At 37.7% G+C, this 25,675-nt stretch carries 28 protein-coding genes; 22 read left to right on the top strand and 6 right to left on the bottom strand.

Translation table 11 applies throughout. From position 1 onward, the window contains the following. Positions 1 to 26 precede the first annotated feature (26 nt). Positions 27 to 1,427 carry a purine-cytosine permease family protein gene (locus ACHABU_RS10330; RefSeq protein ID WP_435764754.1) on the bottom strand — a complete coding sequence of 467 codons (1,401 nt, stop codon included), beginning with the start codon at positions 1,425 to 1,427 and terminating at the stop codon, positions 27 to 29. Positions 1,428 to 1,587: 160 nt separating this feature from the next. Here ACHABU_RS10330 and ACHABU_RS10325 point away from each other — a divergent pair, with 160 nt between their 5' ends. The 3 genes from ACHABU_RS10325 (at position 1,588) to ACHABU_RS10315 (ending at position 3,429) form a co-directional block, all read left to right on the top strand. Beyond that, positions 1,588 to 1,689, top strand: coding sequence for a TetR-like C-terminal domain-containing protein (locus ACHABU_RS10325; protein ID WP_435764822.1), 102 nt, complete (start codon positions 1,588 to 1,590; stop codon positions 1,687 to 1,689). A gap of 193 nt (positions 1,690 to 1,882) precedes the next feature. Beyond that, the gene (locus tag ACHABU_RS10320; protein ID WP_435764753.1) at positions 1,883 to 2,629 is read left to right on the top strand and encodes a pirin family protein; all 747 of its coding nucleotides are present in this window, start codon (positions 1,883 to 1,885) and stop codon (positions 2,627 to 2,629) included. Between the two features lie 83 nt (positions 2,630 to 2,712). After that, positions 2,713 to 3,429, top strand: coding sequence for an HAD family hydrolase (locus ACHABU_RS10315; RefSeq protein ID WP_435764752.1), 717 nt, complete (start codon positions 2,713 to 2,715; stop codon positions 3,427 to 3,429). Between the two features lie 121 nt (positions 3,430 to 3,550). Here ACHABU_RS10315 and panB read toward each other — a convergent pair whose 3' ends face one another. Continuing rightward, positions 3,551 to 4,345, bottom strand: coding sequence for a 3-methyl-2-oxobutanoate hydroxymethyltransferase (gene panB, locus ACHABU_RS10310; protein WP_435764751.1), 795 nt, complete (start codon positions 4,343 to 4,345; stop codon positions 3,551 to 3,553). A 376-nt stretch (positions 4,346 to 4,721) separates the two neighbouring features. Between panB and ACHABU_RS10305 the strand changes: the two genes are divergently transcribed. Continuing rightward, positions 4,722 to 5,195, top strand: coding sequence for an SRPBCC family protein (locus tag ACHABU_RS10305; protein ID WP_435764750.1), 474 nt, complete (start codon positions 4,722 to 4,724; stop codon positions 5,193 to 5,195). A gap of 50 nt (positions 5,196 to 5,245) precedes the next feature. Here ACHABU_RS10305 and ACHABU_RS10300 read toward each other — a convergent pair whose 3' ends face one another. Beyond that, positions 5,246 to 6,157 carry a LysR family transcriptional regulator gene (locus tag ACHABU_RS10300; protein ID WP_435764749.1) on the bottom strand — a complete coding sequence of 304 codons (912 nt, stop codon included), beginning with the start codon at positions 6,155 to 6,157 and terminating at the stop codon, positions 5,246 to 5,248. 139 nt (positions 6,158 to 6,296) lie between these two features. On the opposite strand from ACHABU_RS10300, the gene gdhA reads away from it, so the two are divergent. Continuing rightward, positions 6,297 to 7,679: an NADP-specific glutamate dehydrogenase gene (gene gdhA / locus ACHABU_RS10295; protein WP_435764748.1), complete on the top strand. Its 1,383-nt coding sequence runs from the start codon at positions 6,297 to 6,299 to the stop codon at positions 7,677 to 7,679. 154 nt (positions 7,680 to 7,833) lie between these two features. On the opposite strand, the gene ACHABU_RS10290 is transcribed toward gdhA, so the two are convergent. Then, positions 7,834 to 8,298 carry a hypothetical protein gene (locus ACHABU_RS10290; RefSeq protein WP_435764747.1) on the bottom strand — a complete coding sequence of 155 codons (465 nt, stop codon included), beginning with the start codon at positions 8,296 to 8,298 and terminating at the stop codon, positions 7,834 to 7,836. A gap of 240 nt (positions 8,299 to 8,538) precedes the next feature. On the opposite strand from ACHABU_RS10290, the gene ACHABU_RS10285 reads away from it, so the two are divergent. From ACHABU_RS10285 to ACHABU_RS10275, 3 genes are all read left to right on the top strand, one after another. Next, a complete protein-coding gene (locus tag ACHABU_RS10285; RefSeq protein ID WP_435764746.1) occupies positions 8,539 to 9,117 on the top strand; it encodes a histidine phosphatase family protein in 579 nt (192 codons plus the stop codon). A 47-nt stretch (positions 9,118 to 9,164) separates the two neighbouring features. Beyond that, positions 9,165 to 9,695 (top strand): nitroreductase family protein, encoded by a 531-nt coding sequence (locus tag ACHABU_RS10280; protein WP_435764745.1) that lies wholly within the window; start codon positions 9,165 to 9,167, stop codon positions 9,693 to 9,695. A 248-nt stretch (positions 9,696 to 9,943) separates the two neighbouring features. After that, entirely contained in the window at positions 9,944 to 10,783 is an 840-nt protein-coding gene (locus ACHABU_RS10275) for an endonuclease I family protein (RefSeq protein WP_435764744.1), read from the top strand. A gap of 69 nt (positions 10,784 to 10,852) precedes the next feature. On the opposite strand, the gene ACHABU_RS10270 is transcribed toward ACHABU_RS10275, so the two are convergent. Further along, positions 10,853 to 11,668 (bottom strand): IclR family transcriptional regulator, encoded by an 816-nt coding sequence (locus tag ACHABU_RS10270; RefSeq protein ID WP_435764743.1) that lies wholly within the window; start codon positions 11,666 to 11,668, stop codon positions 10,853 to 10,855. Positions 11,669 to 11,968: 300 nt separating this feature from the next. On the opposite strand from ACHABU_RS10270, the gene ACHABU_RS10265 reads away from it, so the two are divergent. From ACHABU_RS10265 to ACHABU_RS10240, 6 genes are all read left to right on the top strand, one after another. Next, positions 11,969 to 13,429 carry an aldehyde dehydrogenase gene (locus ACHABU_RS10265; protein ID WP_435764742.1) on the top strand — a complete coding sequence of 487 codons (1,461 nt, stop codon included), beginning with the start codon at positions 11,969 to 11,971 and terminating at the stop codon, positions 13,427 to 13,429. 10 nt (positions 13,430 to 13,439) lie between these two features. Next, complete coding sequence (locus ACHABU_RS10260; RefSeq protein ID WP_435764741.1) at positions 13,440 to 14,234, top strand: 2-keto-4-pentenoate hydratase; 795 nt, start codon at positions 13,440 to 13,442, stop codon at positions 14,232 to 14,234. Positions 14,235 to 14,250: 16 nt separating this feature from the next. Beyond that, positions 14,251 to 15,141: an acetaldehyde dehydrogenase (acetylating) gene (locus ACHABU_RS10255; RefSeq protein ID WP_435764740.1), complete on the top strand. Its 891-nt coding sequence runs from the start codon at positions 14,251 to 14,253 to the stop codon at positions 15,139 to 15,141. A 15-nt stretch (positions 15,142 to 15,156) separates the two neighbouring features. After that, positions 15,157 to 16,182, top strand: a complete 1,026-nt coding sequence (dmpG, locus tag ACHABU_RS10250; RefSeq protein WP_435764739.1) for a 4-hydroxy-2-oxovalerate aldolase — start codon at positions 15,157 to 15,159, stop codon at positions 16,180 to 16,182. 78 nt (positions 16,183 to 16,260) lie between these two features. After that, positions 16,261 to 17,049 (top strand): 2-keto-4-pentenoate hydratase, encoded by a 789-nt coding sequence (locus ACHABU_RS10245; RefSeq protein ID WP_435764738.1) that lies wholly within the window; start codon positions 16,261 to 16,263, stop codon positions 17,047 to 17,049. Positions 17,050 to 17,092: 43 nt separating this feature from the next. Beyond that, on the top strand, positions 17,093 to 17,284 hold the full coding sequence (locus tag ACHABU_RS10240; protein WP_435764737.1) for a 4-oxalocrotonate tautomerase: 192 nt from the start codon (positions 17,093 to 17,095) through the stop codon (positions 17,282 to 17,284). Positions 17,285 to 17,361: 77 nt separating this feature from the next. On the opposite strand, the gene ACHABU_RS10235 is transcribed toward ACHABU_RS10240, so the two are convergent. Further along, the gene (locus ACHABU_RS10235; protein ID WP_435764736.1) at positions 17,362 to 18,243 is read right to left on the bottom strand and encodes a LysR family transcriptional regulator; all 882 of its coding nucleotides are present in this window, start codon (positions 18,241 to 18,243) and stop codon (positions 17,362 to 17,364) included. A 371-nt stretch (positions 18,244 to 18,614) separates the two neighbouring features. On the opposite strand from ACHABU_RS10235, the gene ACHABU_RS10230 reads away from it, so the two are divergent. From ACHABU_RS10230 to ACHABU_RS10195, 8 genes are all read left to right on the top strand, one after another. Beyond that, positions 18,615 to 19,376, top strand: coding sequence for an SDR family NAD(P)-dependent oxidoreductase (locus tag ACHABU_RS10230; RefSeq protein ID WP_435764735.1), 762 nt, complete (start codon positions 18,615 to 18,617; stop codon positions 19,374 to 19,376). Between the two features lie 42 nt (positions 19,377 to 19,418). After that, entirely contained in the window at positions 19,419 to 20,696 is a 1,278-nt protein-coding gene (locus ACHABU_RS10225; RefSeq protein WP_435764734.1) for an aromatic ring-hydroxylating oxygenase subunit alpha, read from the top strand. After that, positions 20,693 to 21,181, top strand: a complete 489-nt coding sequence (locus tag ACHABU_RS10220; RefSeq protein ID WP_435764733.1) for an aromatic-ring-hydroxylating dioxygenase subunit beta — start codon at positions 20,693 to 20,695, stop codon at positions 21,179 to 21,181. Before ACHABU_RS10225 ends, ACHABU_RS10220 begins: the two co-directional genes overlap by 4 nt. 34 nt (positions 21,182 to 21,215) lie before the next feature. After that, positions 21,216 to 22,244 (top strand): NAD(P)/FAD-dependent oxidoreductase, encoded by a 1,029-nt coding sequence (locus ACHABU_RS10215; RefSeq protein WP_435764732.1) that lies wholly within the window; start codon positions 21,216 to 21,218, stop codon positions 22,242 to 22,244. A gap of 76 nt (positions 22,245 to 22,320) precedes the next feature. Then, positions 22,321 to 23,331, top strand: coding sequence for a VOC family protein (locus ACHABU_RS10210; RefSeq protein WP_435764731.1), 1,011 nt, complete (start codon positions 22,321 to 22,323; stop codon positions 23,329 to 23,331). Positions 23,332 to 23,450: 119 nt separating this feature from the next. Then, positions 23,451 to 24,485 (top strand): amidohydrolase family protein, encoded by a 1,035-nt coding sequence (locus tag ACHABU_RS10205; RefSeq protein ID WP_435764730.1) that lies wholly within the window; start codon positions 23,451 to 23,453, stop codon positions 24,483 to 24,485. Positions 24,486 to 24,500: 15 nt separating this feature from the next. Continuing rightward, the gene (locus tag ACHABU_RS10200; protein ID WP_435764729.1) at positions 24,501 to 24,734 is read left to right on the top strand and encodes an indolepyruvate ferredoxin oxidoreductase subunit alpha; all 234 of its coding nucleotides are present in this window, start codon (positions 24,501 to 24,503) and stop codon (positions 24,732 to 24,734) included. Positions 24,735 to 25,155: 421 nt separating this feature from the next. Beyond that, a complete protein-coding gene (locus ACHABU_RS10195; RefSeq protein WP_435764728.1) occupies positions 25,156 to 25,596 on the top strand; it encodes a small multi-drug export protein in 441 nt (146 codons plus the stop codon). The last annotated feature ends 79 nt before the right edge of the window (positions 25,597 to 25,675 follow it).

Genomic DNA, 25,675 nt, shown 5'->3' with positions numbered 1-25,675 from the left:
GCAGCTGCAATAGAGGGTTAAAAGGATTATGCAATATGATCCCGTCTGTCTATTTCTTTGTTTTCTCTCTTAATATAATATTTGCCTTTTGTAGCAATTGCTATAACCACGGTTAGTACAGATGCAAGTACCGCTGCAAAGAATGCGGCAGTGCTCTGTAGAAAGGCACCTAAGAATCCCAATGCAGCAATGGTTCCTAAGCCACTTGAAATAATCAAAGATCCTACACCAACTGGATTCCATTTATGCAGGTTTAGTTGTCTTGCTTCATAATAGCCTGGACCAATTTTCAATATTCGCTTGACAACAACAGCATCGGTAACTAGAATTGCTGCCCAGGTCAAGAGGAAGACACCTTGAAAGGTCATCACCGCTTGAAGGTGATTTACAATTCCCCCAAGCATCAAGATAATTGCGGATACACCCGTAACAACAACCCAGAATCGTCGGCCAGGTGTAAATTTGAAAATATTTTCAAAGAAACTGGCTAGGGACAGTGAACCACTATAAATATTCGTAACATTGATTCGTACTTGAGTTAACAAGGTGAACAATACGCCCCAAACACCAAGCAATAGTACAATGTATACCCCAGGATTTGGTTCTCCTAGACGAACACCGAACCAGATGCCAAGACCACCCATAACACCAAAACAGAAAATTTGTGGGATAAATCCAATGGCAAATATTCCGATCTTCATATCCTTAGGCTTAAGGAAACGTGCATAGTCGGAAGCGAGTAGCGGAGTTAACCCCATGATTCCGTGCTGCATTCCAATACAAAGTAGTAATGCTGTTCCCCCGACTTGAACGCCCTCAGGCATATAAGTCCAGAAGCTACCCTCATATAAGGAAGGCGTGCGTGTAGCCATAACAATTGCTGCGATTAAGAAAATGAAGAATAGTGGTAATGACCACTTTTGCAGTTTATCCAATTGTTTGATTCCAAACCAATTTAATGGAATGACAATGGAACCGAAGAAAATAATTAGTACCCATTCAGGGATAGTGGGTATAAATGCGTGAACGGCAGTTACCAAAATCATGCCTTCAAGCGCACAGTACATAATAAAATTAGTGGCGTAAATAAATGAGGTTAAAGATGCACCAATATAGCCAAACCCACCACCTCTGGATAATAAATTAACATTCATTCCCGATTTAGCAGATAAATAAGCAATGAACGTTCCCAAAATACCAGCAACAATGATGGCATATACGGCAGATATAATTGCATTAATCGCACCAAATTGAAGTGCCATTACACTTCCCATCTGAAAGTAAAATATGGCTGTTGCAATACCAAAGGTGATATTCGTAATACTTAACCACCCCATGTTCCTTTTACTACGAGGTACTCGATCTAATGAGTAATCATCACTTTTATTATCCTCGACTTTGTGATCTGTAGACGTAACAGATCTCATACATATCATCTCCCTATTCTTCTTGTGAATCATTCACAAGATTGTATTTTTAGATTTGTGACTGTGTTCACAATTTTTACAACCATTTTTAAGTATAGCATTATTCATGAAATGAAGCAAAAGTGCCTTAAAGCAAGGATGAAATCAAGTTCGCGGAAGTATCCATATCATCAAACACTGGCTTGCCAACAACATGGACCAAACGCCAAAAGAAATAGCCCTGATTATTAACCATATTGCTAATAACGGACTGAAAGGATAGGTGTTCAGGAGAAAGAAGCAGTCTTCTTATTACCTGAGTTTTCAACTAATACCTTTAATTGGTGCATGAAACAATTAAAAGAGCTTGGAACGGAACTACAAAGCCGGCAATGCCAAACTTCCAACCGATCTCCATCACAGTAAAGACGGACCAAACTTGCTATAATTAATAATTAGAAAGAAGGGGACATCACATGTTACAAAAACTTTCAGCCGGAAATCATGCACAACCATTTAGAGGGCCTTTTTCCATTACACGCATTCAGCCAAGTGATATTTTGAAAGAAGAAACGGGTGATTCAGCATTTGGCCCTTTAAGCAATATTGACCATGCGGTGATGAAAAAGGGCTTAACAGTAAAAATGCATGAGCATGTCAATGATGAAATTTTGAGCTATGTATGGAAAGGAACTTCTTACCATAAAGACTCAGCAGGTTTTGAAGCACCGATTAAAGCAGGTAAACTAATGATGATGAATGCAGGATTTAGCTTTTGGCATGAGGAGAAAGTAAAAAAAGATTCTGTGGAAATGCTGCAAATTTTTATTCGACCGGGTAAGACAGATCTTAAACCTGCTATTCAATTTCACGACAAACCAACAGTTAATCGAAATTGGTATTTGATGGTAGGTCCGGAAGATAGTCAAGCTCCTTTATATATCCGACAAAACACCTATATATTTGATGCCCATCCGAAAGCAGGAGACAAATTAGAAATACCTCATTATAAAGGACTTAAGCCTTTTTTATATGTACTAAATGGAAAAATCACAATGAATGACATGGAGATTACTAATCAGGAAGCCATTACTGATTTGGAAAATCCACTACCATTTCTAACTGCCAATGAAGATACCACGATAGTATTATTTTTCGTTGATATGCATGCACCGATGTCGATGGAAGGAACGATTAGTGGGTTGGGACTTAGACGGGAGTAGGACACTATCCCGGGACAAGGATCCGCGTCCCCTGTACGGCTTCTCATTTTCAAGGTATGATATAGGGTAAGGAGGTTGGTAGAATGGATACGATCATCTTTGATGTGGATGACACATTGTACGATCAAGCATTATCATTTAAACGGACTTGCACGAAAATGATTCAGGAAACATTTACAGATGAGCAATTAGATAAACTTTACATAACGAGCCGAAAGTATAGTGATGCGTTATTTGATAAAAGTGTTGCAGGAGAGATATCCATAAAGGACATGCACATTCTTCGTATTAAAGCTGCATTAGAAGAGTTTGGAATAACGATTAGCGATGAAAAGGCAATGGATTTCCAGGAAGCGTATGTAGCTGAGCAACAACAAATTGCCTTATTCGACGAAGTAGAAGAACTGTTGGAATTGCTATATCAAGAAAATAAACAACTCGCCATCTTAACAAATGGATCCAAGGGTCATCAATCGATGAAAATAAAACAACTTAAATTGGATCGATGGATTCCTGAAGAACACATATTTATTTCTGGAGCCATCGGACATGCTAAACCAACACGAGAAGTTTTTCACATAATCGAAAATAAACTAAAATTGGACAAATCAAAAACAGTTTATATTGGTGATTCATTTGATAATGATATCGTGGGTGCAAAACAAGCAGGGTGGCATGCAATTTGGATGAATCATCGCAAAAGAAATTGCGTTGATAATCTTTTTAAACCGGAAAAGATCGTATATAGTGCGAGCGAGCTTTTAGATTTATTTAGAAATGATGATTCACCGATTAAATAGATGAAGCAAGAGGTATGGACGATTTAGACGATACCTCTTGCTTTTTGAATTTTCAAGAGTAGAAAAATCAATAAATTCGGTAGTTGAAATAATTTCCGCCTGTGACGAAGAACCTGTTACTTTAAAATGAGTGGTCGTCTGTAGGAAATATACCTTGTTTCACTTCTGAAATGTATGTTTTAATGGCTTCTGTCCCTTGTGTATTAAAGTCCCCATAGGTTTTAACAAATTTAGGAAGACGATCAACACCATAGTTAACGATGTCATGATAGACCAGTACTTGACCATCACAATGGATACCAGCACCAATCCCGATAGTTGGGATGTCTATTGATTCTGTTATCATTTGAGCGAGCTCCTTTGGAATACATTCCAAGACGAGTGCAATCGCCCCTTGATTCGCCACCTTTTTTGCGTCTTCAAGCAGTTTTTCTGCTGTATTTTTATCTTTACCTTGGACCTTAAAACCACCAAGTACGTTTACAGATTGTGGAGTTAATCCTAAATGAGATATAACAGGTATACCTGCTTCTGTTAGTCTTTTCATAAAATGTAAAGTTTCCTCTGTTGCACCTTCCACCTTTATGCTATGGGCATTCGTTTCCTGGAAAATTGCCCTTGCGTTTCTTAATGATTCCTCAAGTGATACGTGATAGGACATGAATGGCATATCTACGACGATAAATGTATTTGGTGCTCCACGCTTTACTGCTTTTCCATGATGAATCATATCTTCTGGTTTAACTTCTACCGTTGATTGGTATCCAAGTACAACCATTCCTAACGAATCACCCACAAGAATCATATCGATAGCTGCCTCTTCTGCATGCTTTGATGATGGATAGTCATATGCAGTAACCATTGTTATCTTCTGACCATTCTGTTTCATCTTTTTTAAATCCAGACTACTTAACATGTTATCTCCTTTCAGAATATTAGCAGCGAAAACACTACCGTTATTCTATATGAACTGTTATTAAAAATTACAAATCAAATGACTGTATATGTTGATTATACAATAAGAAGATGGAAAATTGTATCTTTTATAAATGATATAAAAATAGTTATTAAATCTATCCACCATATCGTTTTATTTAATTTGTAGAAGGAGAAATCCAATTGATGAAATCATGGCTATTGGGGTATACTTAACCTGGGACGATGTTCCTGACACATATCCTTCTATGAAACAGGTGTAAATCTATGGAATTATTGTTATTATTGAGTCAAATAGTGTGTTATTTCTTGTTGATTAATCTTGAAAGAACATACCGTACAAGGAGGATATAGTATTGACTGAAAACGGAACTTTGCATGAAACGAACGGGAAATATACGTTGAAGTTTGAACGATTATTCACTCAGCAACCGGAGCAGGTATACAATACAATGATTAAACCAGATTACTTTACGCAATGGTATCCGTTTGCGACGGGTGAGATGGAACATAAAGAGGGCGGAAGAATTGCATTTGACGATGGGGAAGGGTCAATATATAAAGGAATTATTACGAAGTTTGAACATCCATACGTCTTTGCATTTCAGGAAGTGGATGATTTGCTTTCTATGGAATTACAACCGGAAGGCAAGGGATGTCGCTTGGTTTTCAAGCATACTTTTGCTGATCAATCGATGGCAGTTATGACTGCTGCAGGGTGGCATCGTTGTCTTGATGCACTGGGCATGTTAGTTAACGGTAAGGCAGCAACCTGGCCTGATAATGGTGCAAAGCTGCGTAAAATTTACACGGAAACTATTGGTGTTTAATTTTTGTGGAAGCCTTATGGGAATCGGGACAAAAACCTGTCCCTCCGTCCCTACTTCCTGAACTCATTCAACCTTTTATAGGTCTCGAGTAGGAAATCGTAAAACAATTCTTCCGTTGGGAGCAGTTTGCGTTGTGTGGGGTAGATGACACCAACAGTTCGCATCAGTCTGGCGTCTGTTAATGGAACGACTACAGTGGAACGCGGTGTATTATCCACTAATGTCATCTCCGGCATCAATGCCACTCCTAACCCAGCAGAGACTAATCCTTTTAAAGCATCAATATCTTTCCCTTCAAAAGCAATTTGTGGTGTGAATCCTGCTTGTTTGCAAGCGTCGACGACCTGTTCACGAAATATAAATCCTTCCGGTAACACAACAAACGAGTCGTGGTTCAAGTCTTGTAACATGATGGAAGTCTTATTTGCTAATGGATGGTGGAAGGGAAGGAGTGCAACGATATTTTCCGAAAATAATGTTGTTCCCATAATTTTTTTCTCTTTATCTTTATGGGGCATCGGAGCAATCATAGCTAGATTGAATTCACCTTTTATCACACCATCAATTAAATCATCGTAGAGAGCATTACTCATCTCGAATTTCGCTTCTGGATATCTTGTACGAAAGGCATAAATAATCGAAGGCAAGGTATGGGCGGCCATACTAATTGGAAAAGCGATTCGAACCGTTCCTTTTTCGGGGTTCAAATATTCTTTTACTTCGCGCTTTGCTTGTTCCATCAGGTTTGTCACTTGTTTCATGCGTTCAAAAAATATTCTGCCAATAGGAGTTAATTTCACCCTTCTCCCTTCACGTATGAAAAGCGCAACACCTAATTCATCTTCTAAATTGAAAATTTGTCTGCTGACAGAAGATTGCGCAACATGCATGGCATCAGCAGCCTCTGTCACGTGCTCTCTTTTGGCAACTTCCATAAAATATTGAATTTGTCTCGTTTCCATATTTCATCACTCCATCGTATCATGCATTAAACGCATTGATTTCATCGTTTATTCATATTGAAACTATCATTTATTATACTATAAAATAAATATATGACAAAAATAAAAATTAATTGAAATAAATTAGGGGCTGAATTGTATGAAAGTACTAGAAGAAGTACAAATGACACAAACGCAACACGCCAAAGAATATGTGAATCAATTATTTAAAACAGTGGAAGATCGTAATCCGAATGAATTGGAATTTCAACAAGCTGTGAAAGAAGTACTTGATTCTTTAATTCCTGTACTTGTGAAAAATCCAACATATATTCAACAAGGAGTTTTAGAAAGAATGATCGAACCGGAGCGTTTAATTACGTTTCGAGTACCGTGGGTAGATGACAATGGAAAAGTAAACGTAAATCGTGGATTTCGTGTTCAGTTCAATAGTGCACTTGGCCCCTATAAGGGTGGCCTCCGCTTTCATCCTTCCGTAAACGCGAGTATTATTAAATTTTTAGGGTTTGAACAAATCCTTAAAAACTCTTTAACAGGGCAACCAATTGGCGGGGGTAAAGGTGGTTCTGATTTCGATCCAAAAGGAAAATCCGATATGGAAATAATGCGCTTTTGTCAGAGTTTTATGACAGAACTTAGCAAGCATATCGGACCAGATATTGATGTTCCAGCTGGTGATATTGGGGTTGGAGCAAAAGAAATTGGTTATATGTTTGGGCAATATAAGAAATTAAAAGGTGCATACGAAGCCGGCGTGTTAACAGGAAAAGGCATTGGTTACGGTGGGAGTTTAGGCCGAAAAGAAGCGACAGGGTATGGTACAGTTTACTTTGTAGATGAGATGATAAAGGATAAAGGATTTAGCTTTGATCAAAGTACTGTGGTCGTATCCGGTTCCGGAAATGTTTCTATATATGCGATGGAAAAAGCTATGCAGTTAGGAGCAAAAGTAGTAGCATGTAGTGATTCAAGCGGTTATATTTATGATCCTAATGGCATTAACTTGGATACGGTGAAACAATTAAAAGAAGTAGATGACCAACGGATTCACGAATATGTGAAAGAACATCCGGATGCTTCTTTTGAAATCGGTTGTTCCGGCATCTGGTCTGTCCCTTGCGATATTGCTTTACCATGCGCAACCCAAAATGAGCTGGATAAAGAGGCTGCAGAGATGTTAGTTTCAAACGGTGTAAAGGCTGTTGGGGAAGGGGCAAATATGCCTTCTACACAAGAAGCCATCGATATTTTCTTGGATAATGAAGTTTTATTCGCTCCGGCTAAAGCAGCTAATGCAGGCGGGGTTGCCGTCTCAGCACTAGAAATGGCGCAAAATAGTGCTAGGCTTGCATGGACCGAAGAAGAAGTGGATGGAAGATTACATGATATCATGAAAAATATTTACCGTAATAGTTTAGAGCAATCAAAAGCATATGATGCACCAGGCAATTTCGTGGTGGGTGCCAATATAGCTGGATTCGTTAGAGTAGCGGATGCCATGATTGAGCAAGGGATTATTTAAACGGAAATTTTAATTCGTGTGGAGTTCAACTGTATGGTAGTTGAGCTCCACACTATTTGTGTTTCATGGAAGTGGATAATTGATGGAATAGGTTGGAAGGCAACATGGAGACTGGTTTTACCTTTTTAGGAAATTAACCCGTCCCCACGTCTCATTAGATATTATTTAAATTTTTAGCTTCGTCTTTTTCATTTTCTGAAATGATATTTGTAAAAACATATACAAATATGCCGCTATCAGAAATATTTCTTTCAGCAACACCCAAATGGACGTATTCTTCCAATTTTTGCTTAGCATCTGTTAGTGATAATGTTGTATGAGCTGCTAATTCGGATGTTGTTAGTTTACTATTAAAATGAATCGCTAATTTTAAAATCTCATTTTCGAGTTTGTTTTCTTCTGTTTTTTTGGTTTTCTTCTTCATCTTGACACATAAAAATATCCCAAATAGTAACGGTAAAACACCAAGTATAATCCCTCCTATAATATCACCGAATATTGTTTCCCCGAATGAATAATCATTGCTTGCAATACCGATAAGTATACCCGAAATCATTATAAACCCAAAAATTGCAATAAAAATACCTAAAATAAAAATAAGAAGTTCTTTTAATTTCATTATTTGCCACCTCGTATTTAAAAAGTTCAATTCACTACTTCCCTTTTTATTTTAGCACTTTATTTGCTAAATAGCTCACTGTTAAATAATTTAATTGCTCCTTATAACTCAGTCTCAATGATTCATTGGTCTAATGTTATTTTCTAATAGTTAGAGGATAATGTATAAAATTAATATACAATATCAGAAAAGTTGATATACTTATATCTAAATAAATAATATATGAGAGAGGGTCCGTCTATGACTGAAATTGGGTTAATTCGTCACGGCACTACTGCATGGAATAAAGAGCTAAGAGCCCAGGGAAGTTCTGATATTCCGCTTGATGAAGAAGGTTTAATGCAGGCGAAGCAGGTTGCTGAGCGATTAAATTCAGAAAAATGGAATGTTATCTATTCCAGTGACTTATCAAGAGCGCGACAGACTGCAGAAGCAATAGCGATTAAAACTGGAATACCAGTGCAGGTGGATTCCAGGCTTCGTGAACTAGGTGGAGGATTGATCGAAGGAACGACGGAGGAAGAACGAATCCGTAAATGGGGTAGCGAATGGCGGAGCCTGGATCTTGATATGGAAACATCGGAAAGCTTAATTGCCAGAGGTACTTCATTTATGGAAGACATCATGGAAAAGCATGAGAATCAAAAAATTTTAATCGTCAGCCATGGAGCTTTTTTAAGACGACTATTAAAGAATATCGTTCCTCATTTTAACTTTGAAGAATCATTGAAAAATACGTCGGTTACTTCTTTGGTAAGAGCCGATAAACAATGGGATTGCAACTTATATAATTGTACGAAACATATAGTTGAAAGCTAAAAAGTGCTATTTATCAATGCAAAGACTCAACTCGAGAGGTGAAAGTAATGGATGTTTTTCAAGCGATTCAAGCACGACGCGAAATTACGAAGTACAAAGATGATCCGATATCTGATGATATTTTAAGTAAGGTGGTGGATGCAGGTGTTTTTGCACCTACGGGTAATAACCTGCCTTCCAAAAACTTGATTGTAGTAAAAGATCGAAACACATTGGATCAATTGGCTGAAACGACACCATACATGAAATGGCTGATGGAAGCTCAGGCAGCAATCGTGGTCACTGGAAAACCACAGGTAAGTAAATATTGGCTTCAGGATGCATCCTTTGCCTGTGCATATATCTGGTTAGAGGCTGTAGAGGTTGGTCTGGGATCAGCATTTGGCGCAATATACAATGCAGAAGATGAAGAGGAATCAGTGGAACGAGAAAATCATGCTAGAAATCTTTTAGGAATACCTGAAGAATGCCGTGTGGTTGCTGCGTTAGGCCTAGGTTATCCGAACGAAACTCCAAAACCAAAGAAACATGTACCAAGAGAAGAAGTGGTTCATTACGAAGCATTTAAAATATATTAAAAACTGAAATGAAATTATAGGGTGTCTGATTCCCGCCGTTAATGTATTAAACGGTTGGAATCAGGCACTTTTTAGTAGATAAGAAAGCATATAAATCTGACAGCAATTAATTCACACACCTAAACAGCCATACTTTAGACACACGACTTATCGGTGGTTTTTGATACTGCATTTTAATGGTATATTAATTTAAACAACATATACAATCCTTGCCATTCAGTAGAACGAAGCAAAAGGAGGAGAATCCCATGCCGAAAAACATGAAAAGAATACTATTGTTATTGATCTTATTTATTATTCTTGTTCTACTATTTTCAAAACCACTTTATACGACATTTATAAATGTTTCAACGGGAGAGATCCCATTGTCCCTACTTGAAGCTGATCCGGAAACACCACCAACAGATGGTTATTACGAGGCGGCATCCGGCAAAAGTGGCGAAGAGTTAAAAGCAGCACTACATAATATTATTGATGATCATACTGAAATATCCTATTCAAATGTTTGGGAAGCACTTCGTGAAACAGATGAAGATCCAAGCAATGCTTCTAATGTCATTCTTCTTTATACGGGCAGGTCCCAGGGAGAATATGAAAATGGCGGAAATACGGATAACTGGAACCGGGAACATGTTTGGGCAAAATCGCATGGAGATTTTGGAAACGCAAAGGGCGCTGGTACAGACCTCCACCATTTGCGGCCAACAGATGTTTCCATAAACAGTGCAAGAAGTAATTTTGACTTTGATGAGGGTGGCAGGGAACATATAGAAGCAGATGGAAACTATTATGACTCAGATTCTTGGGAACCAAGGGATCATGTAAAAGGTGATGTTGCGCGAATGCTTTTCTATATGGACGTGCGATATGAAGGAGATCGTGGAGAACTGGATTTGGAATTAAACAATCAGGTCAACAACGGTTCTGCACCATATCATGGCAGGCTCTCTGTATTGCTGGAATGGCATGAAGCGGACCCGGTTGACGATTTTGAAAGAAGAAGAAATGAAATTATATACAACGATTACCAACATAACCGTAACCCATTCATTGATCATCCAGAGTGGGCAGTGGAGATTTGGGAATGATGGTTTCAAACGGAATTACAGCAAGGGGATCGTTCTCTGTCTCGTTGCTAAAAAGTAAAGCGTCAGCACTCACCTTTTGGGGAGCTGGCGCTTTGAATTTAGGAAATATCGTTCATCATATCCTAATCGTGCTGAAGCATCTTTCCCGGCTTCGGTTACCTTTTTTGCTATATCAGGTATTTTATAATCCAGCATGCGCTGGATAGGTCCAACAACAGTAATAGCACTAACGACTTTTCCTGTATAATCTCGAATTGGTGCAGCAACCGATTTCGTTCCTTCTGTTAATTCCTCTGTACTGACAGCATATCTCTGTTCACGAATCGTTTCTAGTTCCTTTCGAAATAAATTAGGGTCGGTAATACTATTCTTTGTATGTGAAATTAACCCTTTATTAATAACATCTGCCACAACCTGCTCATCACTATAGGCAAGGAGTACTTTACCTGAACTTGTGCAATAAGAAGGATTCCTCCTACCGAGATGTGTTAAGATGCGAACGGGATGACTGCACTCTTCTTTATGAATGTAAATTGTATCAAGCCCATCCATGACAGCTAAATGTGCGGTTTCACCAGTATCACTTACTAGTTTATGTAAGACTGGTGCAGCTTCTTTATGAATTTCTAAATTATTCGTAACAATCCCCGCAAGTGTGAGAACAGATATTCCTAACCGATATGCACTAGTTTTTTGATCTTTTATAACAAACCCTTCACTGGCAAGTGTTGATAGTAATCGACTTACAGTGCTCTTCGCTAAACCTAATGATTCAGCTAGATCGCTAACCCTTTTTGTCGGTTCAAATGTAGAGAAGCTTTTTAGAATAAGTAACGCATTTTTAACCGATGAAAGAACGTGGGGTTCGCTTTTTTTCTTTGTCATGTATTTCATCCTCTTTCAAATGATGTTTTATATAAAAGAACAAATTAATCTAAACTTTATTTCGTTAATAGGTTAATTATACAAGATTGTAAACGATTTCTAAATGGATTTCAGAAAAAATTATTAATTACTTTCTGTTTTGTTGCGTATAGAGGAACGGAGCCCTTTTTAGATCTTTATATCAGATCTATAATAAAAATATGTTGAGAACATAAGAAATGTTTTCAGCATTGTTGATCATTCAAGTTAAAAATTGGAAGTCATGTATACGTTTCCAAAAAAAATATTAGGAGGAATTACATGCAAACTACTACAAACAAAACAGAAAGAATGAATTGTTCTCATTTCATTGATGGCAGCTATGTACAGTCAAATAACGGAAAAACATTTGAAAATAGTAATCCAGCAACAGAAGAGTTATTAGGAAACGTTGCAGAAGGCGGAAAAGAAGAAGTTGATCAAGCAGTCCGTGCTGCAAGAAAGGCACTTAAAGGTGAATGGGGGAAAATGCCTTTAAAAAAACGATCCAACATTATTCGTAAAATTGGTGATTTGATTTTGGAAAGAAAAGACGAATTAGCAAGACTCGAATCCTTGGATACTGGTAAACCAGTATGGCTTTCCACCAATGTTGATATTGACCGGGCAGCAAATAATTTCTACTTCTTTGCGGACTATATGACAACAGTAGGAACGGAGGCATATCAACAAGATGATATAGCCATCCATTATGCTGTTCGTAAGCCAGTTGGAGTTGTAGGACTCATTAATCCATGGAACTTACCATTATTTCTTATGACTTGGAAGTTGGCTCCAGCTCTTGCGGCAGGAAATACAGCTGTAATGAAACCATCTGAAGTAACACCAACTACAGCAACCGTACTGGCTCAAATTTGTAAGGATGCTGGTGTGCCGGACGGTGTAGTAAATGTTGTTCATGGATTTGGGGAAACTGGAGCAGCACTTTCTTCACATGATGATGTGGATGCTATTGCTTTTACGGGTGAAACGGTAACAGGATCTACAATTATGAAGGCTGCTGCACCAACATTGAAAAAATTATCCTTTGAACTTGGTGGTAAAAATCCAAATGTTATCTTCGCAGATGCGGATATGGAAGATGTGATTGAAACGACAATTCGTTCTAGTTTTATTAATCAAGGTGAAGTTTGTCTATGCGGTTCAAGAATTTATGTAGAGCGTCCAGTCTATGACGAATTTCTAGAACGATTTGCGGCGAAGACGAAAGAGCTAGTTGTTGGTGATCCTTTTGATCCAAATACAAACGTTGGAGCGCTAGTAAGTGAGGAGCACTATAATAAAGTGCTTAGCTACTTGGATATTGCAAAAGAAGAAAACGGAACATTCTTGACAGGTGGTAAGGCTGCGGAAGGATTTGATAAAGGATATTTCGTGGAACCAACCATTATCACAGGTTTAGGTAAAGAATCAAGATGTGTACGTGAAGAAATTTTTGGGCCGGTTGTAACCGTAATTCCTTTTGATACAGAAGAAGAGGTACTGGAACAAGTTAATGATACACATTATGGTTTAAGTGCAAGTGTCTGGACCGGTAATGTTAAACGTGCTACCCGTTTTAGTGGACAAATCGAAGCCGGTATCGTTTGGGTAAACACATGGTTCTTACGTGATTTGCGTACACCATTCGGTGGGATGAAACGTAGTGGTATTGGTCGTGAAGGTGGAGCACATAGTTTTGATTTCTACTCTGAATTAACAAATATCACTCTTAAAATGTAGGAGGATACCAATGAAAACGGAAAATACAACAAAAACGGAAAGTCATGCAAAACACTTAAGCCATGCTTGGAGTATAAAAGAAGGGGTTCAGCCAGTTACCGTGCTGGATCCTGACCTCTCTGTCGATGAGGCCTATCAAGTACAGTTGCACACCATTGATCAATATGTAAAAAACGGACAACGAATCACAGGTAAAAAGATTGGGCTAACATCCAAGGCGATGCAAGAAATGTTAGGTGTAGGTGAACCGGATTATGGCCACTTATTAGATCAAATGGAATTTGAAAATGGTGGAACGATATCATCTGATCTTGTTTTACAACCAAAAGTAGAAGGAGAACTTGCTTTTATTTTAAAAGAAGACTTAGTTGGACCAAATGTAACGTCATTAGATGTACTAAAAGCAACAGATGCAATCGTTCCGGCACTGGAAATCGTAGACAGTCGTATTAAAGATTGGAAGATTACATTAGCGGACACGGTTGCAGATAATGCTTCATCCGGATTGTATGTACTTGGGGGCAGACCAAAAAAAGTTGGAGACGTGGACCTAAAACAAATTGGGATGGCTCTCTACAAAAATGGTGAATTGCTAAACACAGGTGTTGGTGCAGCAGCTTTAGGTGACCCAGCAAAATGTGTTGCATGGCTGGCTAATAAGTTAGCAACCTATGGGATTACATTGAAAAAAGGGGAAGTTATTCTATCTGGCGCATTATCAGCTGCTATAGAAGCAGAACCTGGAGACCATTTCTATGCTAAATTTGCTGAATTAGGGGAAGTACATGTTTCATTTACAGAATAGTTAAAGGGGGATAACCGTGGATAAAGTAAAAGTTGGAATTATCGGGACGGGAAACATTGGTTCAGACCTAATGGTGAAATTAACGAACTCGGATGTACTGGAATTAACGGCCGTTATGGGGATTGATGCAGAGTCGAGGGGGATGCAACATGCCAAAAAATTAGGACTTCAAACATTTGACAATGGAGTGGACGGTTTATTCGAGCAACCTGAATTAGTAGATATTCTTTTTGATGCGACAAGTGCTGGAGCACATATTCATAATGCAGAAGTAGCCAAAAAACTGGGCAAACAAATGCTTGATCTAACACCAGCTGCTATCGGACCATTTGTGGCACCTACAGTAAACCTGGGCGAACATTTAGATGCAGATAATGTCAACCTAATTACATGTGGTGGACAGGCAACAATTCCAATTATCCATGCCATTAATCAAGTTGCGAATGTAGAATATGGAGAAATTGTTGCGACCATTTCAAGTAAAAGTGCTGGACCAGGAACAAGAGCAAATATTGATGAATTTACCGAAACGACTGCAAAGGCAATTGAAGAAGTTGGTGGTGCTAAAAAAGGAAAGGCAATCATCATCCTAAATCCTGCTGAACCGCCAATTTTGATGCGTGATACTGTCCATGCAGTTGTTGAAGAAGGTACGATGGATCAAGCGAAAATTACGAATTCTATCTTAGAAATGGTGGGAAAAGTTCAATCCTATGTACCTGGATATAAGGTGCGTACAGAACCGATCTTTGAAGGCAATAAAGTGACTGTATTCCTTGAAATCGAAGGGGCAGGACATTACTTACCCAAATATGCTGGAAATCTTGATATTATGACAGCTGCAGCAGTTAAAGTTGCAGAAGAATTTGCGAAAAACCGTGCGAATTTATCAGCTAATAGAGCTTAAGAAAGGAGGAAGAATATGTCCAATCAAATAGATATTAAACTTACTGAAGTTGCATTACGCGATGGAAGTCATGCTGTTAGTCATCAATTTACAGTTGATCAAGTAACATCCGTTGCAAAAGCGCTAAATGAGGCAAAAGTTCCGTATATTGAGGTTACCCATGGTGATGGATTAGGTGGTTCTTCATTACAATATGGATTATCTGGAACAGATGAATTGAAATTAATTGAAGCAGCAGTGTCTGTTACCGATTTTTCGAAGATTGCGGTATTATTGCTTCCAGGTATTGGAACAATTGAGGATCTGAAAGTGGCAGCGGGTCTTGGAGCAAAAATGGCAAGAATCGCAACACATGTTACAGAAGCGGATGTTTCTAAACAGCATATCCAAACGGCAAAAACATTAGGACTGGAAACGGTTGGATTCCTAATGATGAGTCATATGGCTCCAGTTGAAAAATTAGTAGAACAAGCAAAATTAATGGAAAGCTATGGCGCTGATACGATCTATGTTGTAGACTCTGCAGGTGCACTACTTCCACATGAAGTGAAGGAAAGAATAAAGGCACTTCGCCAAGAGTTAACAGTAAATATTGGATTCCATGGTCATAACAATTTGTCCCTTGCAATGGCTAATACATTAGTGGCAATAGAAGAAGGCGCTACTCGAATCGATGGTAGTATTCGTTGTTTGGGTGCAGGTGCAGGGAATACCCAAACAGAAGTATTAGTTGCAGTTTTAGAAAGAATGGGCATCCATACAGGTGTTGATATGTACAAGATGATGGATATTGCCGAAGAAATTGTTGCGCCAATCTTACCAAAACCGCAAGAAATCAACCGTGATAGCTTAACATTAGGTTATGCAGGAGTATATTCTAGTTTTCTATTACATGCCAACCGAGCGGCTGAGAAATTTTCCGTAGATTCCCGTGATATCTTGATAGAATTAGGTAAGAGGGAAATTATTGGCGGCCAAGAAGATATGATTATAGATGTTGCGGCTGAACTAGCAAAAAAGAAAAAGCAACTACAATTTTAAATTAATCATTAAAAGAGGGCAATTAAAATCGTTCGTTGATATAAAAATAAACAATTGTAACTGGAGTGATATGACAATATGGATACCAATCAAATCAAAGAACTAGCTAATTATGTACACAACGCGGAAAAAGAAAAACAAGAAATAACAAAAATTACGGCGGATTTATATCCGGAACTTTCCATTGATGAAGCATATCTTGTTCAAGAAGAACTGATTCGCCAGAAATTAGAAGAAGGGCATAAAATTATTGGCCCGAAGATGGGAATAACAAGTGAAGCTAAAATGAAACAAATGGATGTAGATGATCCGATATATGGCTATGTATTCGATAATATGGTTGTCGAAGAAGGAGATTCCATTTCTATTTCTGATTATATTCATCCAAAAGTAGAACCAGAGATTGGGTTTATCTTAGGAAGAGATTTGGAAGGACCTGGCATTACTTCTCTAGATGTATTGCGGGCGACAGAATATGTTTTTCCGGCGATTGAGATTATTGATAGTCGATATGAGAACTTCAACTTTACACTTCCAGATGTTATTGCGGATAACACTTCTGCAGCAGGGGCAGTGTTTGGAACGTATTTAAGAAAACCTGAGGAATTAGAATTGGATGTCGTTGGTGTAACATTATCGATAAATGGAGAGATCAGGTCATTGGGAGCTGGTGCTGCCGTATTGGGACATCCAGCTAAATCTGTTGCAAGACTTGCTAATATGTTAAGTAAAAAAGGAGAAAAGGTAAAAGCAGGCCAACCTATTTTGACAGGTGGTATCACATCAGCGGTCCGTTTATCTCCTGGTGATTTTGTCAATGCAAAATACGGCGGTTTAGGCGATGTGTCATTTTTTGTAAAAGAATAATAGAAATTCTTGGATAACCCTGGTATAGAGGGAGGGAAATAAATTGCCACTTATAAATATACAAGTTTTGGAAGGAAGGTCTCCAGAAAAAATTGAAGCATTGATGAAGAATGTTAGCAATACGGTTAGTGAATCACTGGATGCACCGATAGAAAATGTACGAGTTATTGTTAACGAAGTACCCAAAACGCATTGGTCTGTTGGTGGTAAAACAGCAAAAAATTTGGGGAAATAGGAGGGAATAAGGTCGGTTTTCCTGCTTCCAGCTTATTTTAATTATGGACGCAGAAGAACCTCCCTTACACTTCCGCTTCAATAGACTTCTTTATATTTATGATTGATGATAGAGTAAATGATCTTTTTAGCAAGATTCTTTATTTGGTCATTTTTTCGGTATTGCACATAAACCTTATTCGGGATCTTAGAAACCTCACTTATTTCTCGGATTTTCACTTCTGTTTCATACTGTTTATCAATACCAAGGATGGGGATGATTCCAATTCCTATTTCACTTGCAACTGCTTTTAAAAGCATTTCATTATTAGCAACATCGATGCGAGTTAAATTTTGTGCACCTATGAGTTGTTTATCAATTAATTTCCATAAATGTGAATTTCGTTTATAACTGATAATCGTTTCTTCACTTAAGTCTTCTATGAAAATCGTTTGTTTTTCACATAGATGATGATTTTCTGGCAGGACAATCACAAGGTTATTATCAAATAGATATTCTGAAATAATGTCATGATTATTTAATTGAACATCTCTAGTGAATATTAAGTCTACTTCTCCTGAGAGAGCCAATTCATTTAAACTGACTGAATCAGATTCAATCACCTGAATATCTATTTTGCCTATTAATTTGATTGTTTTTAAAAGCTCTATAATAAATGAATACGAGTATCCGGGGGAGAAACCGACCTTTATGATCGGATCTTTAATCAAGTTTGTAATTTCTTTTGAATGTTTCATATATACTAGAATATTTTCTGCGTAATCGATAAACATATTACCTTCTTGTGTTAAGAAAATTTCGTGGCCAACTCTTTTAAAAAGCTCGCATCGTAAGATATCTTCTAGAGCCTTTATTCGGGATGTAATGGTTGGTTGCGTAACATTAAGGACAACCGCAGCTTTTGAATAGCTCTTATATTCGGCTATAGTAAGAAAGGTTTGTAATTGACTTTCATTCATCTAATTCCTCCTGAAATCACTTGCTTTAAATTTAGAAAGCGTTTACAAGTGTAGTTGCAATGGTGCATTAACTGTAGAAAGTAATCCCGCAACCTCAAATAAAACGGATGCATAAATATATGTTTATGATAAAACAGAAAACTACAGTATGTCAACATTATTGACGGAAAAGTAACAATATATATTATTTTTTGAAATTGGTGGTAAAACTAAAAAAAATTCAATTGGAATCTAAATAATCAGGCTCTTATAATGAATAGTAAGCAAACAAACAAATCACGGGTTAGATTAATAGTTAAGGATTGATTCTGCTATAAGTATTTATAAAATGTATTAAGGAAAGGAAGAATTTAATTTTGGAAGATAAGCGAATGAGTGAAACATTAGAAGGAAAAGTTGCTATTGTAACAGGATCTGCTAGAGGTATTGGTAATGGTATTGCATTAAAGTTAGCTAATTCAGGTGCGAGCGTAGTTATAAGTGGTACAAATGAAGAGCGAACAAAAAAAGCAGCTGAAGAATTGCAAGCGCTAACAAATTCAAAAATTGGATACTACGCAGGAGATCTTTCCATAGAAGAAAATGTGGAGGAAATGGTCGGATATACCATAAACACCTTTGGCAAGGTAGATATTTTAGTCAATAACGCAGGTGGAGGAGTGATTCTACCTTTTCTAGAACAAACTCCAGATACATTGAAAACAACGATTGATAGAAATCTATGGACAACGATTTGGTCGTGCTATAAAGTTCTGCCACACATGGTAAAGTCTGGTTATGGACGAATTATTAATGTAGGTGCTGATTCAGTAAGAAACGGGTTATGGGATCATGCCGCATATAACGCTGCAAAAGGTGGCGTACATGCAATGACTACTGGGTTAGCAAGAGAATTTGCGAAAGATGATATTACGGTAAATACGGTTGCACCACCGGCTGTTGATGGTGAATTATTAGATAAGATAGCAGAAAGAGATTCCGAGCTAACTGATAAATATATTGACATTATCCCAAAAGGAAGAGCCGCAACGGTCGAAGAAGTAGCAGATGCAGTGTGGTATCTGTCAACGGATGGGGCAAGTTTTATTACAGGTCAGGTTATTAGTGTGAATGGTGGAAGTAATATGCTTTAAAAGTTAAGAACATAAACGCTAAATAAAAGTGGAGGTTATCAAATGGAGCAACTTATACAAGACAATGTAGAAAAACATGAGTTTCTTGTTCATCGAAGTGTATTTTCGGATAAAGAAATATTAGCAAGAGAGCGAGCTGAAATTTTCAGTAAGTGCTGGTTGTTTATTGGACATGAGACAGAGATTCCTGAATTAGGTGATTATAAACGAAAAAAAGTAGGCGGGCGTAACTTGTTGTTCGTACACAGTCAGGATGGCGAAATAAGAGCTTTATACAATACATGTCCACATCGCGGTGCAATGATTTGTAGGGAAAACGAAGGTAATTCAAGGGTATTCCGTTGTTTCTACCATGCTTGGAGTTTTAAAAATGATGGTGAATTAGTAGGAATGCCTGGAAAAGATGGTTTTCCTGATGATTTTAATGATGAAGGTACGAAGAACATGAAAGCGGTTAACCGAATAGAAAACTATCGTGGATTCATGTTTGTTAACTTTGATGAAAATGCTATCTCTTTAGATGAATATTTAGGAAATGCGAAAGAATACATTGATCTGGTAGTGGATCAATCGGAACATGGATTAGAAGCTCTAGGTGGCGTACAAGAATACAGTGTGAGAGCAAACTGGAAGTTGTTAGCAGAAAATAGTGTTGACTTATACCATGGTATGCCAACCCATAAAACGTATTTTGACATTAAGCAAGCACAAGATCCTAATTTAAAACGCGTGAAATTAGAAGGAAAAGGGACTGAATTGGACAATGGTCATGGTGTTATTGAATATGTCGCTCCATGGGGGAGACCTGTTGCACAATGGACTCCAATATGGGATGAGGAATTTAAGAAAGATATGGAAGGAATGAAAGCTAGACTTGCGGAACGATTTGGCGAGGAACGTGCAGATCGTATCGCGAATTATAATCGAAACATTGTGATATTCCCTAACTTAGTCATTAATGACATCATGGCTGTCACAGCAAGAACCTTTTACCCTACATCTCCTGGTTACATGGAAGTATCCGGATATTCACTAGCTCCTAAGGGAGAGGATGAGAAACATCGAATGGCGAGAAATGATAACTTCTTAGAATTTTTAGGCCCAGGCGGCTTCGCGACACCTGATGATAATGAAGCATTGGAATTATGTCAGGAAGCATATAACAATAACCAAGAGGTTGAGTGGAATGATATTTCCAAAGGAATGGTAAGAGGAGAAGGTAACGCGCTGGCAACAGATGAGGTCCAAATGAGGAATTTTTGGAGAAAATATAATGCCAGAATTCAAGAATCTTTGGAAAAGGAGGCTGCTTTAAAATGACTGTCACAACGGTAATACGTCAAGATGTAGTTGATTTTCTATATAGGGAAGCAAAGTTATTGGATGAGTGGCAATTAAATGAATGGGCTGCATTGTTTACGGATGATGCCATCTATACTGTGCCTCCTTTGGGTGATCCGAATGCTGATGCAACAAAATCTTTATACTTCGTTCATGATAATCGATCTCGACTGCAAGAACGAGCAGAAAGGCTATTAAAGAAAGAAGCACATGTCGAATACCCACACTCTACCACGACCAGAAATGTTCATAATATAATCGTCAGTAATCTGGATTCGGATGTGATTACCGTGGAGTGCAATTTTACAACACACCGAACAAAGCGAGAAGTAGTAGATACATTTATTGGAAGAAATGAGTATGAAATCGTTTTAGAGAATAATGGATTTGCTATCAAAAGTAAAAAGGTGATTTTAAATTTAGATAGTTTAAGACCCCATGGAAAGATTAGCTTAATTTTATAGGAGTCGTATCAGACTTTAGAAGGTGGTGGATGGAGTGAGTACCGAAGAAGAAATATTTGATATGACCATTATAGGTGGAGGTCCAGTAGGGTTATTTACGGCCTTTTATGCAGGTATGCGACAAGCTAGTGTGAAAATTATTGAGAGTTTGCCAGAATTAGGTGGTCAACTTGCAGCACTATATCCAGATAAATACGTGTATGATGTTGCTGGATTTCCAAAGGTTAAAGCAAGTGATTTGGTCGATGGTTTGACAGAGCAAATGAGTCAATTCGAAAATGATATCTGCTTGGACGAAGAAGTATTGGAGGTTACAAAGGAAGACGATATTTTCACTATAAAAACGAGTAAGCAAACACATTATTCGAGAACCATTATCATTACTGCTGGAAACGGCGCTTTTAAACCAAGGAAAATGAACTTGGAGAATGAAGATAAATATGAAGGAGAGAACCTTCATTATCATATTAAAGATCTCAATGATTTTAAAAATAGAGATGTAGCTGTTTTTGGTGGTGGGGATTCTGCAGTGGATTGGGCTTTAATGTTAGAGAATATCGCATCAAGCGTTACTATTGTTCATCGAAGGGATCGCTTTAGAGCACATGATTATAGTGTGAAACTACTAAAGGAGTCTTCGGTTAATGTCCTAACACCATATACTCCTACAGAATTAGTGGGAGAGGATAAAATCGAATCCATAAAGTTGAAAGAAGCAAAAGGTGACGAGATTACGGAACTAAAAGTAGATGATTATATCCTGAATTATGGTTTTATATCTAATTTAGGCCCAATTAATGACTGGGGATTAGCTATAAACAAAAATTCCATTGTAGTAAATTCAAAAGCGGAAACGAATATACCGGGTATCTATGCAGTTGGAGATATATCATCATATGAAGGTAAGGTTAAATTAATGGCAACTGGTTTTGGTGAAGCTCCAATCGCGGTGAGTAATGCAAAGGTTTACATTGATCCGGATGAATCCTTACACACTGCTCATAGTACGTCCATTATGAGTAGGGAAAAGAAGCAAAAGAAAAATAAAGTTGTCGCAGGATAGGGATCCCTTCCCTTCTGCGATGTACTTTCACTATAATGTTCGATATTAAATAACAATTTAAACGGAGGCTATATAAATGTCAAAATTATCAGAGGAAATAATCAGTAAAGAAACAGCACAAGAAAGGTTAGAAACCTATCTACGAACGGTTGCACATCTAGGACATGTAGAAATCAGTGTCGATAATTTTGAAAAGTCATTATGGTTTTATACAGAAGTATTGGGTCTTGTATTAACAGAAACAGATGGAGATCGTGCTTATTTACGCGCATGGCAAGACTTTGATCATCACACATTAGTATTGAAAGCATCCGATAAATCAGAAGTAAATCGAATTGGCTGGCGTGTAAGCTCGAAAGAATCACTACTATTATTTGAAAAACTATTTAAAGAAATGAACATTGAATACGATTGGGTTGAAGGTGGGCAAAAGAAAGGGTTAGGAGATTTGCTTCATTTTAAATCACCTACAGGTTTACCAGTTGAATTGTATTGGGAAAAAGAAAAGTTTGTAACGAATGATCCAAAATTGATTTCTAAACTACCGAGTCATCCTAGTAAGTATATGATGAAAGGAGTTTCCCCTCGTCGTTTTGACCATGTTAACATCTTGGTTGATGATGTGATAAAGGAACAACAATGGTGGACAGAACTACTTGGTATCCATCATCGTTATTATATACAGAACAAAGAGGATGTACGTTTAGGTTCATGGTTGAGTAGAACTAATATTGCCCATGAAATTGCATTAATGAGAAACTCCAAACAAGATGGTTCCAAGTTCCATCACCTAGCATATTACCTAGATTCTCCAGATGAATTAATTCGCGCAGCAAATATCATGGTAGAAAATGACATTAAAATTGAGTGGGGACCTGGTAAGCATGGAACAAGTGGCGCACAATTCATTTATGTTTTTGAGCCTTCTGGTCATCGAGTGGAAATTTGGACAGGCGGATTCTTGATGTTCTCTCCAGATTGGGAAGCAATCGAATGGTCTGCAGGTAAAGGTCAATTAGGTCTGGAAATGTGGGGTAGTACACCACCAGAATCCTACTTTACTTACGGAACGAAAATTGGCGAATAAAAAAAGGAAGAAAACATAAAAAATTTCTTGCTTGCATAAGTGCAATGAAGTCATTCGCCTAAAGGCTTAGACATACGCCTTCATTTTCTAAAAAAATACGATGCTAGGAGTGGGAATTTGTGCAGCAATTAAAAGTTGATTTCCATACACATATTATTTCGGAGGAATTTCTGAATTTAGCTGAAAAATATGGCGATGATCGCTTTCCTGTTTTAGAAAAAACATGTGACTGCGGCGCCAAGATTATGATTAAGGGTAATAAATTCAGGGACTTAACGAGTAATGCTTGGGCTGTAGAAGAGCGGATCAAGGAAATGGATAAAGAAGGAATCGATATTCAAGTGTTATCGCCTATTCCTGTTACGCTCAGTTATTGGGCAGAACCTGAACATGGGTTAGAAATGGCACAGTTCCAAAATGATTTTATTGCATCTATTACAAAGGAACACCCAAAGCGGTTTATCGGCTTAGGCACGGTTCCATTACAAGATATTGATTTAGCAATAACAGAAATGGAAAGAGCAGTAAATGAATTAGGATTAAAAGGGCTCCAAATTGGAAGTAATGTGAATGGGAAAAATTTGGATGATGAATCATTAGATCGTTTTTTCCAAGCTGCCAATGAATTGGGGGTACCACTATTTGTTCATCCTTGGGCAACATTGGGTGGTGCAAGAATGCCACGTCATAACTTTATGTATATGGTTGGAATGCCATCAGAAACAGCGCTAGCAGCTGGAAGTATTATTATGAGTGGAATGCTGGATAAGTATCCCAATTTAAAAATATGCTTTGCACATGGTGGAGGATCCTTACCATATTTGTTACCAAGAATGGATAAAGGTTGGTACGTATGGCCGCAAATAAGAAAGACGGAGAAACCACCTAGTCATTACGCGAAACTACTTTATTTTGATTCTCTTGTTTATGACGAAAATAATTTACAGTTTATGATTGATCGATTCGGAGTAGATCAAATCATAGCCGGTTCAGACTATCCATTTTTATTGCGAGAAACTCCATCTGGTAAAGTAGTGGATAAATTAACAACATTAAATGAGGAAGAAAAGGCAAAGATACATGGTTTTAATGCTTTAGACTTTTTAAATTTGAATAAAGAGCAATATACCAAAAGTCTATTGAAACAGCAGTAGAGGGAGAGGATAAATTTGGCTTTTGTAATAACGAGTCCATGTACGGGTGAAAAGGCAGGCGAATGTGTCAGTATTTGCCCAGTCGATTGTATTGAAGAAGGTCCCGATCAATTTTTTATTGATCCAAATATATGTATTGATTGTGGTGCTTGTGTTGCTGCTTGTCCAGTTGATGCAATCGTTGATGAACATGATTTAACAGGCCAACAAGAAAAATATTTAGAAAAAGCCGAAAGCTTCTTTGGATAGAATGTAGGGAATAAGGGAAGCGTGGGGACGGTTCTCATGCTTCCTTTAACGATTAGGTGTCTCTTCTATAGATATTTTTGGGAATGTTGTAGTGTAAACAACATTCCCATTTTCCTTTAATTACCAAAAATTTGCTCTATCTTGATGCAGCACCCAACTGCTTTTTTTCATCGTGATCCCCTTAGAAACAAAACAATGGAATCGTTCTTTGTCCCGTTGCTAAAAAGTAAAGCGTCAGCACTCACCTTTTTGGGAGCTGGCGCTTTAATTTTGAATCTTAAGCGGGAGGATAACCCTCCATGTCCCTAATGGCTTGCTAACAAAGCTTCGTTCTTTCCTTTACTTACAGGAAATGGTAGGATTTTAACAGTATTTGTGTTGTATTTAATGGATTGGGATTTCGTTCGTAAAGGAGGATACGATGAATTACGAATATATATTAGTTTTTATAGGAGCTGCTATTCCTTGGCTGGAAATTGCAGTCGTCATCCCATTGGGTATAATAAGAGATTTATCGCCATTTTGGGTAATGATTATGGCATTTACTGGTAATTTACTTACGGTTATCCCTGTTATTTATGGATATGAAAAAGTGAAGACTTGGTACGAAAAGCGTCAACAAAAAAAAGGGAAAGAACCTTCGAAACGTACAGATCGTGGTAAAAGGATTTGGAACATGTATGGACTCCCTGGTCTTGCTATGTTAGGTCCAATATTAACGGGGACGCATATTGCTGCATTTATTGGCATGTCCCTTGGCGCTGAAAAAAAGTGGGTTACACTCTGGTTGACGATTAGTATCGGTATTTGGACATTAATTATTGGAATAGCGACTGTACTAGGCTTAGATATTTTCTTATAAATAGATAAGGCATGGGGTATTCTAAGTGGGACGATAAACTATCCCTTTATCCCGAATTATGATATTCTATACATTAATG

Origin of the sequence: Oceanobacillus sp. CF4.6, assembly GCF_051262635.1 — a bacterium.
GTDB lineage: Bacteria > Bacillota > Bacilli > Bacillales > Amphibacillaceae > Oceanobacillus.
The sequence above is the reverse complement of the archived record's forward strand: the minus strand, read 5'-3'. Positions and strand labels throughout refer to the sequence as shown.

Excerpts from the sequence above, each read along its gene's own strand:
- ACHABU_RS10290 (WP_435764747.1), bottom strand. The coding sequence starts at position 8,298 with ATGAAATTAAAAGAACTTCTTATTTTTATTTTAGGTATTTTTATTGCA.
- ACHABU_RS10320 (WP_435764753.1), top strand. The coding sequence starts at position 1,883 with ATGTTACAAAAACTTTCAGCCGGAAATCATGCACAACCATTTAGAGGG.
- panB (WP_435764751.1), bottom strand. The coding sequence starts at position 4,345 with ATGTTAAGTAGTCTGGATTTAAAAAAGATGAAACAGAATGGTCAGAAG.
- ACHABU_RS10230 (WP_435764735.1), top strand. The coding sequence starts at position 18,615 with ATGAGTGAAACATTAGAAGGAAAAGTTGCTATTGTAACAGGATCTGCT.
- ACHABU_RS10330 (WP_435764754.1), bottom strand. The coding sequence starts at position 1,427 with ATGAGATCTGTTACGTCTACAGATCACAAAGTCGAGGATAATAAAAGT.
- ACHABU_RS10195 (WP_435764728.1), top strand. The coding sequence starts at position 25,156 with ATGAATTACGAATATATATTAGTTTTTATAGGAGCTGCTATTCCTTGG.
- ACHABU_RS10275 (WP_435764744.1), top strand. The coding sequence starts at position 9,944 with ATGCCGAAAAACATGAAAAGAATACTATTGTTATTGATCTTATTTATT.
- ACHABU_RS10270 (WP_435764743.1), bottom strand. The coding sequence starts at position 11,668 with ATGACAAAGAAAAAAAGCGAACCCCACGTTCTTTCATCGGTTAAAAAT.
- ACHABU_RS10235 (WP_435764736.1), bottom strand. The coding sequence starts at position 18,243 with ATGAATGAAAGTCAATTACAAACCTTTCTTACTATAGCCGAATATAAG.
- ACHABU_RS10225 (WP_435764734.1), top strand. The coding sequence starts at position 19,419 with ATGGAGCAACTTATACAAGACAATGTAGAAAAACATGAGTTTCTTGTT.
- ACHABU_RS10220 (WP_435764733.1), top strand. The coding sequence starts at position 20,693 with ATGACTGTCACAACGGTAATACGTCAAGATGTAGTTGATTTTCTATAT.
- ACHABU_RS10265 (WP_435764742.1), top strand. The coding sequence starts at position 11,969 with ATGCAAACTACTACAAACAAAACAGAAAGAATGAATTGTTCTCATTTC.
- ACHABU_RS10285 (WP_435764746.1), top strand. The coding sequence starts at position 8,539 with ATGACTGAAATTGGGTTAATTCGTCACGGCACTACTGCATGGAATAAA.
- gdhA (WP_435764748.1), top strand. The coding sequence starts at position 6,297 with ATGAAAGTACTAGAAGAAGTACAAATGACACAAACGCAACACGCCAAA.
- ACHABU_RS10280 (WP_435764745.1), top strand. The coding sequence starts at position 9,165 with ATGGATGTTTTTCAAGCGATTCAAGCACGACGCGAAATTACGAAGTAC.
- ACHABU_RS10300 (WP_435764749.1), bottom strand. The coding sequence starts at position 6,157 with ATGGAAACGAGACAAATTCAATATTTTATGGAAGTTGCCAAAAGAGAG.
- dmpG (WP_435764739.1), top strand. The coding sequence starts at position 15,157 with ATGTCCAATCAAATAGATATTAAACTTACTGAAGTTGCATTACGCGAT.
- ACHABU_RS10260 (WP_435764741.1), top strand. The coding sequence starts at position 13,440 with ATGAAAACGGAAAATACAACAAAAACGGAAAGTCATGCAAAACACTTA.
- ACHABU_RS10315 (WP_435764752.1), top strand. The coding sequence starts at position 2,713 with ATGGATACGATCATCTTTGATGTGGATGACACATTGTACGATCAAGCA.
- ACHABU_RS10245 (WP_435764738.1), top strand. The coding sequence starts at position 16,261 with ATGGATACCAATCAAATCAAAGAACTAGCTAATTATGTACACAACGCG.
- ACHABU_RS10210 (WP_435764731.1), top strand. The coding sequence starts at position 22,321 with ATGTCAAAATTATCAGAGGAAATAATCAGTAAAGAAACAGCACAAGAA.